This window comes from Methylobacterium sp. Gmos1 (genome assembly GCF_053764715.1).
The window spans coordinates 353,771-371,582 of record NZ_JBSNCC010000002.1 but is presented as its reverse complement, the minus strand read 5'-3'; the positions used below and the strand labels follow the sequence as shown (position 1 = coordinate 371,582).

15 protein-coding genes are annotated in these 17,812 nt (G+C 70.1%); 4 read left to right on the top strand and 11 right to left on the bottom strand.

Going from position 1 to position 17,812, the window contains the following annotated elements; genetic code table 11:
* Nucleotides 1-31: 31 nt before the first annotated feature.
* The 11 genes from ACS5PV_RS04840 to ACS5PV_RS04790 form a co-directional block, all read right to left on the bottom strand.
* The gene (locus ACS5PV_RS04840) at nucleotides 32-577 is read right to left on the bottom strand and encodes a gluconokinase (RefSeq protein WP_455394231.1); all 546 of its coding nucleotides are present in this window, start codon (nucleotides 575-577) and stop codon (nucleotides 32-34) included.
* Nucleotides 578-660: 83 nt separating this feature from the next.
* A complete protein-coding gene (gene lpdA, locus ACS5PV_RS04835; protein ID WP_455394230.1) occupies nucleotides 661-2,064 on the bottom strand; it encodes a dihydrolipoyl dehydrogenase in 1,404 nt (467 codons plus the stop codon).
* 76 nt (nucleotides 2,065-2,140) lie between these two features.
* The gene (locus ACS5PV_RS04830) at nucleotides 2,141-2,893 is read right to left on the bottom strand and encodes an SDR family oxidoreductase (RefSeq protein WP_455394229.1); all 753 of its coding nucleotides are present in this window, start codon (nucleotides 2,891-2,893) and stop codon (nucleotides 2,141-2,143) included.
* 357 nt (nucleotides 2,894-3,250) lie between these two features.
* Nucleotides 3,251-4,522: a 2-oxoglutarate dehydrogenase complex dihydrolipoyllysine-residue succinyltransferase gene (gene odhB, locus ACS5PV_RS04825; RefSeq protein ID WP_455394228.1), complete on the bottom strand. Its 1,272-nt coding sequence runs from the start codon at nucleotides 4,520-4,522 to the stop codon at nucleotides 3,251-3,253.
* An 84-nt stretch (nucleotides 4,523-4,606) separates the two neighbouring features.
* Nucleotides 4,607-7,561, bottom strand: coding sequence for a 2-oxoglutarate dehydrogenase E1 component (locus ACS5PV_RS04820; RefSeq protein WP_455394227.1), 2,955 nt, complete (start codon nucleotides 7,559-7,561; stop codon nucleotides 4,607-4,609).
* 229 nt (nucleotides 7,562-7,790) lie between these two features.
* The gene (sucD, locus tag ACS5PV_RS04815; RefSeq protein WP_048434186.1) at nucleotides 7,791-8,675 is read right to left on the bottom strand and encodes a succinate--CoA ligase subunit alpha; all 885 of its coding nucleotides are present in this window, start codon (nucleotides 8,673-8,675) and stop codon (nucleotides 7,791-7,793) included.
* A gap of 156 nt (nucleotides 8,676-8,831) precedes the next feature.
* A complete protein-coding gene (sucC, locus tag ACS5PV_RS04810) occupies nucleotides 8,832-10,028 on the bottom strand; it encodes an ADP-forming succinate--CoA ligase subunit beta (protein ID WP_203156454.1) in 1,197 nt (398 codons plus the stop codon).
* Nucleotides 10,029-10,106: 78 nt separating this feature from the next.
* Nucleotides 10,107-11,069 (bottom strand): malate dehydrogenase, encoded by a 963-nt coding sequence (gene mdh / locus ACS5PV_RS04805; protein ID WP_455394226.1) that lies wholly within the window; start codon nucleotides 11,067-11,069, stop codon nucleotides 10,107-10,109.
* A 249-nt stretch (nucleotides 11,070-11,318) separates the two neighbouring features.
* Nucleotides 11,319-11,966, bottom strand: coding sequence for a TetR/AcrR family transcriptional regulator (locus tag ACS5PV_RS04800; RefSeq protein WP_455394456.1), 648 nt, complete (start codon nucleotides 11,964-11,966; stop codon nucleotides 11,319-11,321).
* 143 nt (nucleotides 11,967-12,109) lie between these two features.
* On the bottom strand, nucleotides 12,110-12,667 hold the full coding sequence (locus ACS5PV_RS04795) for a DUF533 domain-containing protein (RefSeq protein WP_455394225.1): 558 nt from the start codon (nucleotides 12,665-12,667) through the stop codon (nucleotides 12,110-12,112).
* A gap of 61 nt (nucleotides 12,668-12,728) precedes the next feature.
* A complete protein-coding gene (locus ACS5PV_RS04790; protein WP_455394224.1) occupies nucleotides 12,729-13,325 on the bottom strand; it encodes a Uma2 family endonuclease in 597 nt (198 codons plus the stop codon).
* A gap of 421 nt (nucleotides 13,326-13,746) precedes the next feature.
* Here ACS5PV_RS04790 and ACS5PV_RS04785 point away from each other — a divergent pair, with 421 nt between their 5' ends.
* From ACS5PV_RS04785 to ccmI, 4 genes are all read left to right on the top strand, one after another.
* On the top strand, nucleotides 13,747-13,872 hold the full coding sequence (locus tag ACS5PV_RS04785; protein ID WP_455394223.1) for a hypothetical protein: 126 nt from the start codon (nucleotides 13,747-13,749) through the stop codon (nucleotides 13,870-13,872).
* Nucleotides 13,841-14,119 (top strand): helix-turn-helix domain-containing protein, encoded by a 279-nt coding sequence (locus ACS5PV_RS04780; RefSeq protein ID WP_455394222.1) that lies wholly within the window; start codon nucleotides 13,841-13,843, stop codon nucleotides 14,117-14,119. Before ACS5PV_RS04785 ends, ACS5PV_RS04780 begins: the two co-directional genes overlap by 32 nt.
* A gap of 236 nt (nucleotides 14,120-14,355) precedes the next feature.
* Entirely contained in the window at nucleotides 14,356-16,122 is a 1,767-nt protein-coding gene (locus ACS5PV_RS04775) for an SLC13 family permease (protein ID WP_455394221.1), read from the top strand.
* Nucleotides 16,123-16,217: 95 nt separating this feature from the next.
* Complete coding sequence (ccmI, locus tag ACS5PV_RS04770) at nucleotides 16,218-17,387, top strand: c-type cytochrome biogenesis protein CcmI (protein ID WP_455394220.1); 1,170 nt, start codon at nucleotides 16,218-16,220, stop codon at nucleotides 17,385-17,387.
* The last annotated feature ends 425 nt before the right edge of the window (nucleotides 17,388-17,812 follow it).

Sequence of the window (17,812 nt, the reverse complement as noted above, 5' to 3'; positions counted from 1 at the left end):
AGCCGCCGGCGCAGATCAGGGGCCTTCGGGATCAGGGACCCTGGACCGCCTGCCCGGTCAGGGCCTCGCCGATCTCGGCGACGATCTGTTGCGGCGTCGCGCCGACCGAGACCACGAGCGGTCTCTCGTCGGGCGCGGGCTCCTCCAGGGTGCGGAACTGGCTGTCGAGCAGGCTCGTCGGCATGAAGTGGCCGTGGCGGGCGGCCATGCGCCGGCCGATCAGCTCGCGGTCGCCCTTGAGGTAGACGAGGCGCACGTCCGGCCGGTCGCCGACCAGGATGTCGCGATAGGCCCGCTTGAGGCCCGAGCAGGTCACGACCCCGTGGCGTCCTTCCGCCCGCACCCGGTCGATCCAGGCCGCGATCGCCGAGAGCCAGGGCCAGCGGTCCTCGTCGGTGAGCGGGGTGCCGGCCTGCATCTTCTCGACGTTGGCGGCCGGGTGGAAATCGTCGCCGTCCTCGAACTCCCAGCCGAGCCGGCCGGCGAGCAGGCTCGCCACCGTGGTCTTGCCCGAGCCCGAGACGCCCATCACCACGACGACCGCGGGGGGAGCCAGGTTGCCTGCCGCATCGTCCATCGTGGCGCGTCCTCGCTGGTTGTTATTTCTTGATTGCTCGCTGTTTCCCCTCCCCACAAGGGGGGAGGGGAAAACGGTTCACTTCACATGTGCAGCGCGCGCTTCTCCACTGCGAGCGCGGCTTCCTTCACCGCCTCGGTCAGGGTCGGGTGGGCGTGGCAGGTGCGGGCGATGTCCTCGGACGAGGCGCCGAACTCCATCGCCACCGCGACCTCCATGATGAGGTTGCCGGCGTCGGGCCCGACGATGTGGACGCCGAGCACCCGGTCGGTGGACGCGTCCGCCAGCACCTTCACGAAGCCGTCGGTGGTGTGGTTCACCTTGGCGCGGCCGTTCGCGGTGAACGGGAACTTGCCGGTGTTGTATGTGATCCCGTCCTTCTTCAGCTCCTCCTCGGACTTGCCGACCGAGGCGACCTCCGGCGTGGTGTAGACCACGTTCGGGATCACGCCATAATTCACGTGGCCCGCCTTGCCGGCCAGGATCTCCGCCACCGCGACGCCCTCGTCCTCGGCCTTGTGGGCGAGCATCGGGCCGGCGATCACGTCGCCGATGGCGTAGATGCCGGTGACGTTGGTGGCGTAGCGGTCGTCGGTCTGGATCCGGCCCTTGTTGTCGAGCTGGACGCCGACCGTGTCGAGGCCGAGGCCCGCGGTGTAGGGCACGCGGCCGATGGCGACGAGCACCACGTCGGCGTCGAGCACCTCGGCGGCGCCGCCGGAGGCCGGCTCGACCGTGACCTTGGCGCCCGCGTCGGTGCGCTCGACGCCCGTCACCTTCTGCGACAGACGGAACTGGATGCCCTGCTTCTGGAGGATGCGCTGGAACTGCTTGCCGACCTCGCCGTCCATGCCGGGCAGGATCCGGTCCAGGTACTCGACGACCGTGACCTCGGCGCCCAGGCGCCGCCAGACCGAGCCGAGTTCGAGGCCGATCACGCCGGCGCCGATGACCACGAGCTTGCCCGGGACCTTGGCGAGGTCGAGGGCGCCGGTGGAGGAGACCACCACCTCCTCGTCGATGGTGACGCCCGGCAGGTTGGCAACGTCCGAGCCCGTCGCGATCACGACGTTCTTGGCCTCCAGGATCTGGTTCGACCCGTCCTCCGAGGTGACCTCGACCCGGCCGGCGCCGGCGAGCCGCCCGGTGCCCTGGAACGCGTCGACGCCGTTCTTCTTCAGGAGGAACGCGACGCCCTTGGTGTTGCCGTCGACGCCCTCCTGCTTGAACGACATCATCTTCTTGAGGTCGAGCTGCGGCTCGCCGACGGTGATGCCGAGCACCGGCAGGTGCTTGCTCACCTCCTCGAACGCCTCGGAGGCGTGCAGCAGGGCCTTCGACGGGATGCAGCCGACGTTGAGGCAGGTGCCGCCGTGGGTCGGGCGCTTCTCGACCACGGCGGTCTTCAGCCCGAGCTGGGCGGCGCGCAGCGCGCAGACGTAGCCGCCGGGGCCGGTGCCGATGACGACGAGATCGTAGGAGGACATGGAAGGACTCGCGAGGTTGGGAGCGGCGGGCCGGGACGGCGCCGCCGCCGGATGGCGTGATGGGTGAAGATTTGTGTCAGCGGCCGCCCGAGATCGTCAGGGTCGTGCCGGTGGCGTAGGAGGCCTCGTCCGAGAGAAGCCACATCACCGCGGCGGCGACCTCGTCGGCGGTGCCGGCGCGCTTCATCGGAACCAGCGGGCTCAACCGCGCCAGCCGGTCGGGCTGGCCGCCGCTGGCATGGATCTCGGTCTCGATCAGCCCGGGGGCGACGCCGGTGACGCGAATCCCCTCCTCGGCGACCTCGCCGGCGAGCCCGGTGGTGAAGGTGTCGATGGCGCCCTTGGACGCCGCGTAGTCGACGTACTGGCCCGGCGCGCCGAGGCGGGCCGCCACCGAGGACAGGTTGACGATGACGCCGCCCTGGCCGCCGTGCCGAGTCGACATCCGCCGCACCGCCTCGCCGGCGCACAGGAACGAGCCGATGACGTTGGTGGTCATCATGCGGTTGAGGCGCGCAAACGTCATCTCGTCGACCCGCGCGGCGTAGTCGACGACGCCGGCATTGTTGACGAGGCCGCCGAGCGTGCCGAGACCGTCGGCCGCCTTGAACAGGGCCGGGATGTCGGCCTCGACGGCGACGTCGCTGCGCACGGCGAGCGCGGTGCCGCCGGCCGCCTCGATCTCCCGCACCAGGGACTCGGCGGCGTCCTTGGCCGCGACGTAGGAGAAGCAGACCCGCCAGCCGGCCCGCGCCGCCCGCAAGGCGACCGCCCGACCGATGCCGCGGCTGCCGCCGGTGACCACCAGGACTTTGTCAGCCTTGTCCATGATGTCGTGCTCCCTGGTGCCAGAGGCCCTACCCTCCCCCGAGCGGTGAGTCTGTTCGAGGAAAAGAAAAGGCGCGGGTTCTCTCCTCTCCCCGCGGGCGGGGAGAGGGTCACGACCCCCTTGTCGGGGTCGTGACGAGCGCAGGCGGAGCCGGAGCGAGGGTGAGGGGGTGTTTCCGGAGGAGCCTCTTCCTGAAATACCCCCTCACCCCCGCCCTGCGGGCTTGCTGCATCCCCTGGACGGGGACGCAGCCCTCTCCCCGCCCGCGGGGAGAGGGGAAACCCGCGCCACTCTCGTCGCACAGGCTTCCCGGAGGCCCCTCCCCCGGATGGGGAAGGGGCTGGTTTCAGCCGAACCTCAGAGGTCGAGCACGAGGCGCGCCGGGTCCTCCAGGGCCTCCTTGACCCGCACCAGGAAGGTCACGGCTTCCTTCCCGTCGACGATGCGGTGATCGTAGGACAGGGCGAGGTACATCATCGGCCGCGCCTCGATCTTGCCGTTGCGCACGACCGGGCGCTCCTCGATGCGGTGCATGCCGAGGATGCCCGATTGCGGCGCGTTGAGGATCGGGGTCGACATCAGCGAGCCGTAGATGCCGCCGTTGGTGATCGTGAACGTGCCGCCCTGCATGTCCTCGATCGACAGCTTGCCGTCGCGGGCCTTGCGGCCGAAGCCGGTGATGGCCTTCTCGATGCCGGCGATCGACAGCTGGTCGGCGTCGCGCACCACCGGCACGACGAGGCCCTTGTCGGTGCCGACCGCGATGCCGACGTGGTAGTAGTTCTTGTAGACGATGTCCTGGCCGTCGATCTCGGCGTTCACCGCCGGCACGTCCTTCAGGGCGCCGATCACCGCCTTGGTGAAGAAGCCCATGAAGCCGAGCTTAGCGCCGTGCTTCTTCTCGAACACGTCCTTGTACTGCTGGCGCAGGGCCATCACCGCGCCCATGTCGACGTCGTTGAACGTCGTCAGCATCGCGGCGGTGTTCTGCGCGTCCTTGAGGCGCCGGGCGATGGTCTGGCGCAGCTTGGTCATGCGCACCCGCTCCTCGCGGGAGGCATCGTCCGGCGCCGACGGGGCGCGGGCGACCTGCGGGGCAGGCGCGGGAGCGGGAGCCGAGGCGCTCGACGAGATCGCCGAGAGCATGTCGCCCTTGGTGACGCGGCCGTCCTTGCCGCTGCCCTTCACCGACGACGGGTCGACGCCGGATTCGTGCGCCAGGCGCGCGACGGCCGGGCCGTTGTCGCCGGAGGCATGACCCTTCGGGGCGGCGTCGCCGTGGGCGCCGTAAGACGCCGACGAGGACTTGGCGGGCGCCTCGGCGGCGGCCTTCGGGGCCTCCTTGGGAGCCTCGGCCTTGGGAGCGGCCGCGCCGTTGCCGGCGGAGGCGCCGCCCTCGACGATCGAGCCGAGGAGCGCGCCGGGCTCGACCGTCTCGCCGTCCTTGGCGACGATGTCGCCGAGCTGGCCGGAGGCCGGGGCGTTGACCTCGAGGGTGACCTTGTCGGTCTCGAGCTCGACCAGCGGCTCGTCGGCCTTCACGGTGTCGCCGGGCTTCTTGAACCAGCGGCCGATCGTGGCCTCGCTCACGGACTCGCCGAGCGTCGGGACGCGGATTTCGGTGGCCATGTCTTCCGTCAGGGTTGGGGCGGGGGAGTGTCGCCCGAAAGAAAGGTCAGGCGGCGCCCCGCGAGGGGCGCCGGTGAAGGGGGATCAGACCGCCAGGGCCTCGTTGAGGAAGGCCTGGAGCTGGTCGAGGTGCTTCGACATCAGGCCGACGGCGGTCGAGGCCGAGGCCGGGCGGCCGACGTAGCGCGGGCGCTTGGAGGCGGAGCCGGCCTGGTTGAGGACCCACTCCAGGTAGGGCTCGACGAAGGCCCACGAGCCCATGTTCTTGGGCTCCTCCTGGCACCACACCACCTCGGCGTTGCGGAAGCGCGAGATCTCGGTGGCGAGCGACTTCAGCGGGAACGGGTAGAGCTGCTCGACGCGCATCAGGTACACGTCGGAGATGCCGCGCTTCTCGCGCTCCTCGTAGAGGTCGTAATAGACCTTGCCCGAGCACAGCACGACGCGCCGGACCTTGTCGTCCTTCGACAGCTTGACGCCGTCCTGCGCCTTCTCGGCGTCGTCCCACAGCACCCGGTGGAAGGTCGAGCCCTCGGCGATGTCCGAGAGCGGCGACACCGCCCGCTTGTGGCGCAGCAGCGACTTCGGGGTCATCAGCACCAGCGGCTTGCGGAAGTCCCGCTTCAGCTGGCGGCGCAGGATGTGGAAGTAGTTCGAGGGCGTCGTGCAGTTGGCGACCTGCATGTTGTCCTCGGCGCACATCTGGAGGTAGCGCTCCAGGCGGGCGGAGGAATGCTCCGGACCCTGGCCCTCGTAGCCGTGCGGCAGCAGCATCACCAGGCCCGACATGCGCAGCCACTTGCGCTCGCCGGACGAGATGAACTGGTCGACCACGACCTGCGCGCCGTTGGCGAAGTCGCCGAACTGCGCCTCCCACAGCACCAGGGAGTTCGGCTCGGCCAGGGTGTAGCCGTACTCGAAGCCGAGCACCGCCTCCTCCGAGAGCATCGAGTTGATGACCTCGTAGCGGCTCTGGCCCTCCTTGATGTGGTTGAGGGGCGTATAGCGCTCCTCGTTCTCCTGGTCGATCACCACCGAGTGGCGCTGCGAGAAGGTGCCGCGCTCGACGTCCTGGCCCGACAGGCGGACCCGATGGCCCTCCGTCAGCAGCGAGCCGAAGGCCAGGGCCTCGGCGGTCGCCCAGTCCAGGCCCTCGCCGGTCTCGATCGCCTTGGCGCGGTTGTCGAGGAAGCGCCGGATGGTGCGGTGCAGGTGGAAGTCCTGCGGCACCGTGGTGATGGCCTTGCCGATCTCCCGCAGGGTGTCGGCCGGCACGCCGGTGCGGCCGCGGCGCGGGTCGTCCTCGTCCTCGCGCACCGCCTTCAGGCCCGACCAGCGGCCATCGAGCCAGTCGGCCTTGTTGGCCTTGTAGCCGGTGGCGATGTCGAACTCGCTGTCGAGGGTGGCGCGGAACTCGGCCTTGCGGTCGTCGAGCTCCTTCTGGCTCAGCACGCCGCTCTCGGTCAGCCGCTTGCCGTAGGTCTCCAGCGTCGAGGGGTGCTTGCGGATGATCTGGTACATCTTCGGCTGGGTGAACGCGGGCTCGTCGCCCTCGTTGTGGCCGAAGCGGCGGTAGCAGAGCATGTCGATCACCACCGGCTTGTGGAACTTCTGCCGGTACTCGGTGGCGATCTTGGCCGCGAAGGTGACGGCCTCGGGGTCGTCGCCGTTGCAGTGGAAGATCGGCGCCTCGACCATCTTCGCCACGTCGGACGGGTAGGGCGAGGAGCGCGAGAAGCGCGGATCGGTGGTGAAGCCGATCTGGTTGTTGATGATGAAGTGGATCGAGCCGCCGGTGCGGTGGCCCTTCAGGCCCGACAGGCCGAAGCACTCCGCCACCACGCCCTGGCCGGCGAAGGCGGCGTCGCCGTGGATGAGGAGCGGCAGCACGTTGGTGCGCTGCTCGTCGCCCTGCTGGTCCTGCTTGGCGCGCACCTTGCCGAGCACCACCGGATCGACGATCTCGAGGTGCGAGGGGTTGGCGGTCAGCGACAGGTGGACGGTGTTGCCGTCGAAGGCCCGGTCGCTCGACGCGCCGAGGTGGTACTTCACGTCACCCGAGCCCTCGACCTCGGCAGGCGACGACGAGCCGCCCTTGAACTCGTGGAAGATCGCCCGGAAGGGCTTCGACATCACGTTGGCGAGCACGTTGAGGCGGCCGCGATGCGCCATGCCGAGCACGATGTCGGTGACGCCGAGCGCACCGCCGCGCTTGATGATCTGCTCAAGCGCCGGGATCATCGCCTCGGAGCCGTCGAGGCCGAAGCGCTTGGTGCCGGTGTACTTGAGGTCGAGGAACTTCTCGAAGCCCTCGGCCTCGATCATCTTGTTGAGAATCGCGCGCCGGCCCTGCTCGGTGAACGAAATCTCCTTGTCCTTGCCCTCGATGCGCTCCTGGATCCAGGCCTTCTCCTCCGGATCGGAGATGTGCATGAACTCGACGCCCAGCGTCTGGCAGTAGGTCCGCTCCAGGATCGCGACGATCTCCCGGATGGTGCCGAATTCGAGGCCGAGCACGTTGTCGAGGAAGATCGGGCGGTCCCAGTCGGACTCGGCGAAGCCGTAATGCTGCGGGTGCAGCTCCTCGTGGTCGCCGCGCGGCTGGAGGCCCAGCGGATCGAGCTTGGCGTGCAGGTGGCCGCGCATGCGGTAGGCGCGGATCAGCATGATCGCGCGGACCGAATCCTTGGTGGCCTGCTGGACGTCGGCCGGGGCGACGGGCTGGCCCTTGGCCTCCTGCTTGGCCTTGATCTTCTCGCCGACCGCCTTCTCGATCTGGGCCCAGTTGCCGTCGAGCGCCGAGACGATCTCGCCGTTGGCGGCGATCGGCCAGTTGGGCTTGGCCCAGGACGCGCCCTCGGCGTTCTTGACGACGATCGCGCTCTCCTCCTTCAGGCCGGAGAAGAAGCTGCGCCACTCGGGGTCCACCGCATTGGGATCCCGGGTGTAGGTCGCGTAGAGCTCCTCGATGTAGTCGGCGTTGCCTCCGTAGAGGAACGAGGTTCCGAGGAGGGCGTCGTTCGCGTCCTGGCGTGCCATGGCGATCTGTCTATCCGCGCTGGTCGATCGGGGGCCGGCTTCTCGCCGCGGGTTGAGGCGGGAGGATGGCGGTCCATCGACGGTGGGGGCGCCCGGATGTCCGGGCGCCAGGATGTCTTACGAACTCAAGAGAGTTGACGTTTGCTTGCGATGTGGGTGCGGAACCGCAATTCCGCACGCCACGCCTGCCATGCGCGAGGCGAAGAGCACTGGCGTCCTGACGAACGCTTTAGCCCTTCAGGACCTCGACCAGGGTCTTGCCGAGGCGCGCCGGCGACGGCGAGACGCGGATGCCGGCCTCCTCCATCGCGGCGATCTTGTCCTCGGCGCCGCCCTTGCCGCCCGAGATGATCGCACCGGCATGGCCCATGCGGCGGCCGGGAGGGGCGGTGCGGCCGGCGATGAAGCCGACCATCGGCTTCTTGCGGCCGCGCTTGGCCTCGTCGCGAATGAACTGCGCCGCCTCTTCCTCGGCCGAGCCGCCGATCTCGCCGATCATCACGATCGACTCGGTCTTGTCGTCGGCCAGGAACATCTCCAGCATGTCGATGAACTCGGTGCCCTTGACCGGGTCGCCGCCGATGCCGACCGCGGTGGTCTGGCCGAGGCCCTCGTTGGTGGTCTGGAACACCGCCTCGTAGGTCAGGGTGCCGGAGCGCGACACGATGCCGACCGAGCCCGGACGGAAGATGTTGGCCGGCATGATGCCGATCTTCGACTCGCCGGCCGTCACGATGCCGGGGCAGTTCGGGCCGATGAGGCGCGACTTCGAGCCCTCGAGCGAGCGCTTGACGCGCACCATGTCGAGGACCGGGATGCCTTCGGTGATGCAGACGATCAGCGGGATCTCGGCGTCGATCGCCTCGCAGATCGCGTCGGCGGCGCCCGGCGGCGGCACGTAGACCACCGAGGCGTCGGCGCCGGTGGCGTGGCGGGCTTCCTTCACGGTGTCGAACACCGGCAGGCCGAGATGGGTCGCGCCGCCCTTCCCCGGCGAGGTACCGCCGACCATCTTGGTGCCGTAGGCGATCGCCTGCTCGGAGTGGAAGGTCCCGTTCTTGCCGGTGAAGCCCTGGCAGATGACCTTGGTGTTCTTGTCGATGAGGATGGACACGTGCGATCTCCGGAGATCTGCATTCGGGAATGGGCGGTGCGGCTCAGGCGGACCGAGCGCGATGCATCGCCTCTGAGAAAGCTGCGCTGAAGAGGAGCCCGGTCTTTACGGGCCCCACTCACGAGAAGGGCGCCCGTCCCGGGCGCCCTGCCCCCCTCAGCCCTTGCGCACCGCCGCGACGATCTTCTGCGCCGCGTCGTCGAGGTCGTCGGCCGGGATCACGTTGAGGCCCGAGGAGCGGATGATCTCCTTGCCCTTCTCGACGTTGGTGCCCTCGAGGCGGACCACCAGCGGGACCTGGAGGCCCACCGTCTTGACGGCCGCGATCACCCCGTTGGCGATCACGTCGCACTTCATGATGCCGCCGAAGATGTTGACCAGGATGCCCTTCACGTTCGGGTCGGCGGTGATGATCTTGAAGGCCGCGGTGACCTTCTCCTCCGAGGCGCCGCCGCCGACGTCGAGGAAGTTCGCCGGCTCCTCGCCGTAGAGCTTGATGATGTCGAGGGTCGCCATCGCGAGACCCGCGCCGTTCACCATGCAGCCGATCGTGCCGTCGAGCGCGATGTAGGCCAGGTCGTACTTCGAGGCCTCGATCTCCTTCTCGTCCTCCTCGGTGATGTCGCGCAGCTGCACGATCTCCGGGTGACGGTAGAGGCTGTTCGAGTCGAACGAGATCTTGGCGTCCAGGCACTTCAGGTGCCCGTCCTTGGTGACGATGAGCGGGTTGATCTCCAGCATGCTCATGTCCTTGGCGGTGAACGCCCGGTAGAGCTTGGTGGTGAGATCCTCCGCCTCCTTGGCGAGCGGGCCGGTGAGGCCGAGCGCCTTGGCGACCGCGCGGCCGTGATGCGGCAGCACGCCGGTGGCCGGGTCGACCGAGAAGGTGATGATCTTCTCGGGGGTATCGTGGGCGACCTGCTCGATGTCCATGCCGCCCTCGGTCGAGACCACGAAGGCGACCTTGCCGGTCTCGCGGTCGACGAGCATCGACAGGTAGAACTCGGTCTCGATGTCCGAGCCGTCCTCGATGTAGAGGCGGTTGACCTGCTTGCCGGCCTCGCCGGTCTGCACCGTCACGAGGGTGCGGCCGAGCATCTGCTCGGAGAAGGCCTTGACCTCCTCGACCGACTTGGCGAGGCGCACGCCGCCCTTCTCGCCGGCCTCGGCCTCCTTGAACTTGCCCTTGCCGCGCCCGCCGGCGTGGATCTGGGACTTCACGACCCAGAGCGGGCCACCCAGCTCCTTGGCGGCGGCCTCGGCCTCGGAGGCCTTGAAGATGGCGCGGCCGTTCGAGACCGGCAGGCCGAACTCCTTGAGGACGGCCTTGGCTTGATACTCGTGGATGTTCATGGGGCGACAAGCTTTCTGATGACAGGCGGGGCGTCCGGGAGGCGGCGCGGGGAGGTCCCCGCGCCGCCCGGGTCCGGGCTAAGCCAGCGCGCCGTTGATGCCCTTGCAGGCTTCGACCAGGCCCTTCACGGAGTTGACCGACTTCTCGAACATCGCCTTCTCCTCGGCCGTGAACTCGACTTCGACGATGCGCTCGACGCCGTTCTCGCCGATCACGATCGGCACGCCGATGAACAGGCCGTCGACGCCGTACTGGCCGGTGAGGTGGGCCGCGCAGGGCAGGACCCGCTTCTTGTCCTTGAGGTAGCTCTCGGCCATGGCGATGGCCGACGCCGCCGGCGCGTAGAAGGCCGAGCCGGTCTTGAGCAGGTTGACGATCTCGCCGCCGCCTTTACGGGTCCGCTCGACCATCGCGTCGAGCTTCTCCTGGGTGGTCCAGCCCAGCTTGACGAGATCGGTCAGCGGCACGCCGGCCACCGTCGAGTAGCGCACCAGCGGCACCATGTCGTCGCCGTGGCCGCCGAGCACGAAGGCGGTGACGTCCTCGACCGAGACCTGGAACTCCTCCGACAGGAAGTGGCGGAAGCGGGCCGAATCGAGCACGCCGGCCATGCCGACGATCTTCTTCGGGTCGAGGCCCGAGAACTTCTGCAGCGCCCACACCATCGCGTCGAGCGGGTTGGTGATGCAGATCACGAAGGCGTTCGGGGCATGCGTCTTGATGCCGGTGCCGACCGCTTCCATCACCTTCAGGTTGATGCCGATCAGGTCGTCGCGGCTCATGCCGGGCTTGCGCGGCACGCCGGCGGTGACGATCACCACGTCGGCGCCGGCGATCGCGCTGTAGTCGCTGGCACCCGAGTACTTGGCATCGAAGCCGTCGACCGGGGCCGACTCGGCGATGTCAAGGCCCTTGCCCTGCGGCACGCCGTCGGCGATGTCGAACAGCACGACGTCGCCCAGCTCCTTGAGGCCGGCGAGGTGCGCGAGCGTGCCGCCGATCTGTCCAGCGCCGATGAGCGCGATCTTCTTGCGTGCCATGTAGAACCGATCCTTCGCGGTGTGATGGAACCGTCGGGGGCCGGGGTCCGCTCGCGAGGAGCCCGCGCCGGCGGGTGCCTCTTTGGCGAAAAAAGCCCGGGCCGACAACCCGAACCCCTCGCACGAGGCGTGCCATCGCCGCCAGGGCCGCGCTCACGGCGCGTCACGCGATCGATATTTCTACAATAAATCAGATATTTAGCGCAAATGCCAGACGTGCGTTACATTTTGGATAGTTTGTCAGCGGCTCTACAGGGTTCCGATGCGCAGGATCCGCAGCATCGCCCGGATGACCGCGCCGAGGCGGGCCTCGATCAGGTCGCGAGGCACCTCGGCGTCGAGCTGGATCGAGACCGGGTGCAGGAAGCGGTGGCTGGTATCGAAGATGAAGGCGAGGCCGCGCTCGCGATCGCGCAGCGAGAAGGTGCCGGCATTCATCCCCTCCTCGATCACCCGCTCGACCAGTTGGCGCAGGCGGCCGCGGTGGCGCCGGGCGATCGGCCGCGACTCGACCGTGGCGTCGCGGTGGACTGCGAACAGGTGGGGATCACGCGCCAGCACCTCGCGCTGCATCGAGGCCAGCGCCAGAAGCAGGCGCTCGAGCTTGTCGTCGGCGGGGTCGGGCGCGTCCGCGATGGCGCCGAGCTCGGCCTCGACCTCGCGCAGCCAGCGGCCCGCCACCGCGTCGACGAGCGCGGTCTTCGACGGGAAGTAGCGGTAAACGTTGGCGTGCGTCATGCCGGCCTCGGCCGCGACGCCCACCACCGTGACCTGCCGATGGCCGAGCCGGCGCAGGTGGTCGGCGGCGATCGCGAGCAGCCGCGCATCGGCCGAGAGCGGCGCCGGGCGGGTGCGGGAACCGGAGGCTTCGAGAAACGGCCCGTCCGTCGGGGGCATCTCGTCGCGGGGCTGTGCGCCGGAGCGGCTGCGGGACATGGGACTCGGAGACAAGACGGGACCGGTGGCGCGACGATCCCATCAGGGTAGCGGCGGGCCGGCGGCAGGTGAAGCCCCGATCCGGCGCAGCAAAAGACGCAGTATCAGACCCGGTATCGCCGGTGCAGGCTCGACACCACGTCCTCGGCCAGCCCCAGCCGCTCGGCGAGATAGGCGAGATACAGCTGGTTGACCCTGCGGCGCTGATCGACCGCGAGCAGCGAGGCGACGTAGGCGTAGGCGCCGAGATCGGCGTCCAGGATCGCGTCGAGGAGGTCGCCGAGCGCCAGCGGCGCGGCGAGTGCCTTGTCGAGGCGCTGGCGCTCGGCCTCCGCCGCGCTGATCCGGGTGAGCGCGTCGCGCACCGGCGCCGGATCCTGCCGCCGCCCCTGCGCCAGGAACGCCGCCGCCATCGCCTGGATCACGAGGTCGCGCTGCGCCGGCTCCAGCACCCGCAGGTTCAGGGTCAGCGGCACCAGGGTCTGGTGGCGGTTCTGCAGGAAGGCGTGCAGCACCTTCTGGGCCAGCGCCTCGGTCACCACCGCGTCCGCGCGCCCCGCCCGCCGGTCGCGCCGCGAGGCCCGGGCCGGGGCGGCCTCCGGCGCCTCGGCCTCGTCGGTCGCGTCGCGCCCGAAGGCGCGGGTGAGGAAGGCGAAGCTCATGCGGGGGTCTCGGGCGGGCAGGGATCCGCATCAACGTGCGACCGGTCTGGCAGGCTCCGGGTCATCCGCCGGCGATCGGGCGCAGGACCGGCACGTCGAAATAGACCCGGTCAAGGGTGATCTCGAAGCACACCGCCTCGAACCGCAGGGTATGGTCCGGCGCGGTCAGCACGTCGCACACCCAGCCCTCCGGCTCGCGCCGATAATGCTCCACCCGCATCTGATCCTGGTAGACCAGGACGATGTGGCGGAGCGTCGGCAGGGACTTGTAGAAGGCGAGCTTGGGCCCGCGGTCGCGGTCCATGGTGCTCGGCGACAGCACCTCGACGACGACCATCGGATCGGTGACGAAGGTCCGGTTCTGCCGCGGCCCGCAGCGCACGACGATGTCGGGCTTCGGCTTGTCGCGGCCCTGCCCGTGCTCGTCGCGCTGCACCCGCATCCCGCCCTGGTAGCTGCGGCAGCCTTGCGCATCCATCGCGAGCTTCAGCGGCGCGCCGATATTGCCGGCGATCTGCTCGTGGTTCTCCGTCGGGTTCGTCATCATGACGACCTCGCCGTCGACGAGTTCCCACTCGCGCTCGTCCCGCTGCGCCTCGACGAAGCGGTCGAACTCGGCGATCGAGAACGGGCCGGGCCGGTGGACCGTATCGTGCATGATGGTGCTCCACCGGGGCGGTGCAGGGCTGGTCGTTATCGGGAGGCGGCGCGGCTCTCTCCGCTCCGGGCGATGCCGGGCTTGCCCGTTATCGCTGCAAAGTACGGGAGAGGGGCCAGGTGATCCACGATCCCGTGAGGATGGCGCGCTTGCGCAGTAAAAGGCAAACCTCCGCGCTGACAGCGTCACGATCCAGTCGGATAATCGAGCGCGCGCGTCCACGCACGGTCGGCGGCGCAGGTCATACAGGAATTCCGTTCAGTCCCCACCCATGACGGCCGATCGGTTCGACCCCGCCGAGGACGCGATCGATGGCCGGAAGCACATGCTGGCCCTGGCCTTGGGCGACCGGAGCGTCGAGGACGACGAGCGTCTGCGTATCCCGTAAATTCGTGCGGTCGACGCAGAGGAGAGGTTCAAAGTGGTCGGGATCGTCGAGGAGAAGCTGTTTACCGGCGTGTTCGTCTGGAGGGGTGACCTGCCCCGTTTCATCTCGGTGAGAAGGAGCAACACGGGTGAAGAGCGAGCCTATCGCGCTGCCGGCTGACCCGGCCGACGCCGAGGATTTCGAGGTGAGCGCCGATGCGCTGGATCGTGGCGAGCGCGCACGCCTGATCCGCAGGACGCGCACCGGGCTCGGCCTGTCGCAGACCGAGTTCGCCCACCGTTTCTGCGTCCCGGTCGGAACGCTGCGCGACTGGGAGCAGGCGCGGGCGACAGCGCCGGATTTCGCCATCGCCTACGTGCGGGTCATCGGGCGGCATCCGGACATGGTGGCTGACGCCGTCGCGTAGGTCCCTGCGGGTCCGGGCGCGCTTCTCTGGAATCCTGCCGGCGATCGTCGCGGTGGTCCTGCTGCGGGCAGCCGAGGCCGTCGGAGGAGCACGACGCGGGCGATCGACGCAAACTCTTCGCCGCCCCGCCCTGGGCGCCGGCTCCCGCCACCCAATCTAGGGAGGCCCGATACCCCGCATCAGGATCACCGCCCCGGCATGACCCGCGCCCGACCCGTCGCCCGGAGCCCCCGCGCATGACCCTCGACCAGGGCCTCGCCTTCGGCCTCATCGGGGTCACCGTCCTGCTCTTCGTCTGGGGGCGCCTGCCCTACGACCTCGTGGCGCTGCTCTCCCTCATCGCCGGCGTCGCGCTCGGGCTGGTGCCGGCCGCCAAGGCGTTCGACGGCTTCGCCGACGACGTGGTGATCATCGTGATGAGCGCGCTGGTGATCTCCGCGGCGGTATCCCGCTCCGGCGTGATCGAGAGCGTGATGCGGCCGCTCCTGCCCTACCTGCGAAAGCCCCGCCAGCAGGTGCCGGCGCTGGCCGGCGCGGTGATGGGTCTGTCGATCGTCACCAAGAATATCGGGGCCCTCGCCATCCTGATGCCGGTGGCGCTCCAGCTCGGGCGCAAGACCGGCACGTCGGCCTCGCAGCTCCTGATGCCGATGTCCTTCGCCTCGCTGATCGGCGGGCTCGTGACGCTCGTCGGCTCGTCGAACAACATCATCGTCGCGAAGGTCCGGGCCGACGTCGTCGGCGAGCCGTTCGGGATGTTCGACTTCACGCCGGTCGGTCTCGGCCTCGCGGTGGCGGGCCTCGCCTTCCTGTCGGTGAGCTACCGGCTGCTGCCGCGGGACCGGCGGCCCGGGGGCTCGCTCGCCGCCGCCTTCCGGCTCGAGGCCTACACCACCGAGGCCTGCCTTCCGGACGACTCGCCCCTCGTCGGCGCCACGGTGGGCGAGCTCGAGGCGCTCGGCGACGGCGACGTGACGGTGGCGACCGTGATCCGCGAACGCTTCCGCCGCTACGTGCCGGGGCCGGACTGGCGGCTCCAGGCCGGCGACGTCCTGCTCCTCGACGGCGAGCCGGAGGACCTGGAGCGCCTGGTGGCGCGGGCCCGGCTCACCCTCGTCGGCACGCAGGGCGAGGCGGGGGAGGTCGCGGTGATCGAGGCGGTGATCCCGGACGGCTCGGCGCTCGCCGGCACCACGGCGGCTGGCGCCGATCTCGCCGGGCGCCACGGCACCGCGCTCCTCGCGGTGAGCCGCTCCGGCGCGGCGATCACCCGGCGCATCGGCAGCGTGCGCCTGCGCGCCGGCGACGTGGTGGTGCTGCGCGCCTCCCCCGACCGGCTCGCCGACATGCTTTCCGAGTTCGGCCTGCTGCCGCTCGCCGAGCGCAAGCTCGCGCTCGGCCACAGCCGGCGCAGCTACATCCCGATCGCGGTGCTGGCCGGGGCGATGGCGCTGGTCGCGCTCCACCTCGTGCCGGTGGCGATGGCGTTCTTCGGCGCCGCGGTGCTGATGCTGCTCCTGCGGGTCATGACCATGCACGAGGCCTACGAGACGATCGAGTGGCCGGTGATCGTGCTGCTCGGCGCCCTGATCCCGGTGAGCGACGCGGTGCGCGCCACCGGCGGCACCGACCTCATCGCCAGCAACCTGTCGGGCCTGATGCAGAGCGTACCGCCGGTGGTGGCGATCGGCCTCCTGCTCGTCGCCGCGATGGCGGTGACGCCGTTCCTCAACAACGCCGCGACGGTGCTGGTGATGGGGCCGATCGGCGCGAGCCTCGCCCAGAAGCTCGGGCTCAACCCGGACCCGTTCCTGATGGCGGTGTCGGTGGGGGCGGCCTGCGACTTCCTCACCCCGATCGGCCACCAGTGCAACACCCTGGTGATGGGGCCGGGCGGCTACCGCTTCGGCGACTACGCCCGCCTCGGCCTGCCGCTCTCCATCATGGTGATCGTGGTCGGCACGCTGCTCATCAGCCTGTTCTGGCCGGTGGCGCCGCGCTGACGGCCGGGCTGTCCAGCGAGGGATTGTCCGTACGTGACACCGTGTCGCCACGGGCGATAATCGTGTCTCCCGGGCACGGGGGATACAGAAGTGACATGACGGCGATCTGGTTCATCTTCGCGCTCATGACCGGCCTGGCGGTGCTCGCCCTGCTCTGGCCGATGTCGCGCCGCCTCGCGCTCGCGGCCGTGCCGGAGGGCGAGGCGCGGATCGCCACCGAGACGGGTTTCTATCGCGACCAGTTGCGCGAGATCGACCGCGACGCCGCCCGCGGGCTGCTGGCCGAGCCGGAGGCCGAGGCCGCCCGGGCCGAGGCCGCGCGCCGCCTGCTGCGGGCGAGCCGCGAGCCCGGCCGCACCGCCGGGGCGGTCGGCGAGCCGGCCCTGCGCCGGCGCCGGGCGGCCTCCGCCTTCGCGCTCTCGACGGTGCCGCTGGTGGCGCTCCTCGTCTACGGCATCTACGGCTCGCCGGACCTGCCGGCCCAGCCCCAGGCCGAGCGCCTGGCCCACGCCAAGTCGGCCGGCAACGACCTCGCGGCGGCGGTGGCGCAGATCGAGGCGCACCTCGCCAAGGCGCCCGAGGACGGCCGCGGCTGGGCGGTGCTGGCTCCCGTCTACCTGCGCGTCGGCCGCGGCGAGGACGCGATCAAGGCCTACGAGAACGCGCTCCGGATCCTCGGCGACGATGCCGGACGCTTGGCCGATTACGGCGAGGCCCTGGTGGCGGTGGGCGACGGGGTCGTCTCGTCGCGGGCCCGCGACGCCTTCGAGCGGGCGCTCAAGCAGGATCCCACCGCGGTCAAGCCGCAATTCTACCTCGCCCGCGCCGCCGAGCAGGACGGCGACCGCGCCCAGGCCCGCGCCCGCTATGCCGCGCTCGCCGCGGGAGCGCCGCCCGAGGCGCCCTGGCTGCCGATGGTGCGCGACAGCCTCGCCCGTCTCGACGGCACCGCGCCGCCGCCCGCGGCCAAGCCCGCCGTGGGGCCTGCCGAGGGTCCTGCCAAGGGACCTGCGATGAGCGAGGAGCAGCGCGGCATGGTCCGCGGCATGGTCGAGGGGCTGGCCCAGCGCCTCGCCGCGCAGGGCGGCACGCCGGAGGAATGGGCCCGGCTGGTGCGCTCCTACGGCGTGCTCGGCGAGCGACCGAAGGCGGAGGAGATCCTGGCGCAGGCGCGGACAGCCCTCGGGAACGATCCTGCCAAGCTCGCGCCTGTGGAGGAGGCGGCCCGCGAGATGGGCGTGGGCACGGCGAAGGCGGCGCCGTGAGGAACGCGACGGCCGCGCGGGTGAACCCTCCCCCCTCTGCGGGAGAGGGTGGCCCGGCCGTGAGGCCGGGTCGGGAGAGGGGAAGCCGCTCCCGGAGAGGCCGCGACCGGCACGAAGGGCGCCACATCCGGCTTCGTCGCGATCCCCTTTCCCGCCCCACTCCGTGGGGCAACCTCCCCCGCAGAGGGCAAGGCTGTCTGGGGAAAATGAATGGCGCGGACAGTCCCCTCTCCCCGCGGGCGGGGAGCGGCCTGAGCTCCGAAGGGGCTCAGGGAGCAGCGAACCGTAGGTTCGCCGCGAGGGTGAGGGGGTGGTTCCGGAGGAGTCTCACCCGTCGATACCCCCTCACCCTCGCTCCGGCTGCGCCTGCGCTCGTCGCTTGCACGACAAGGTGCAAGCGACCCTCTCCCCGCCCGCGGGGAGAG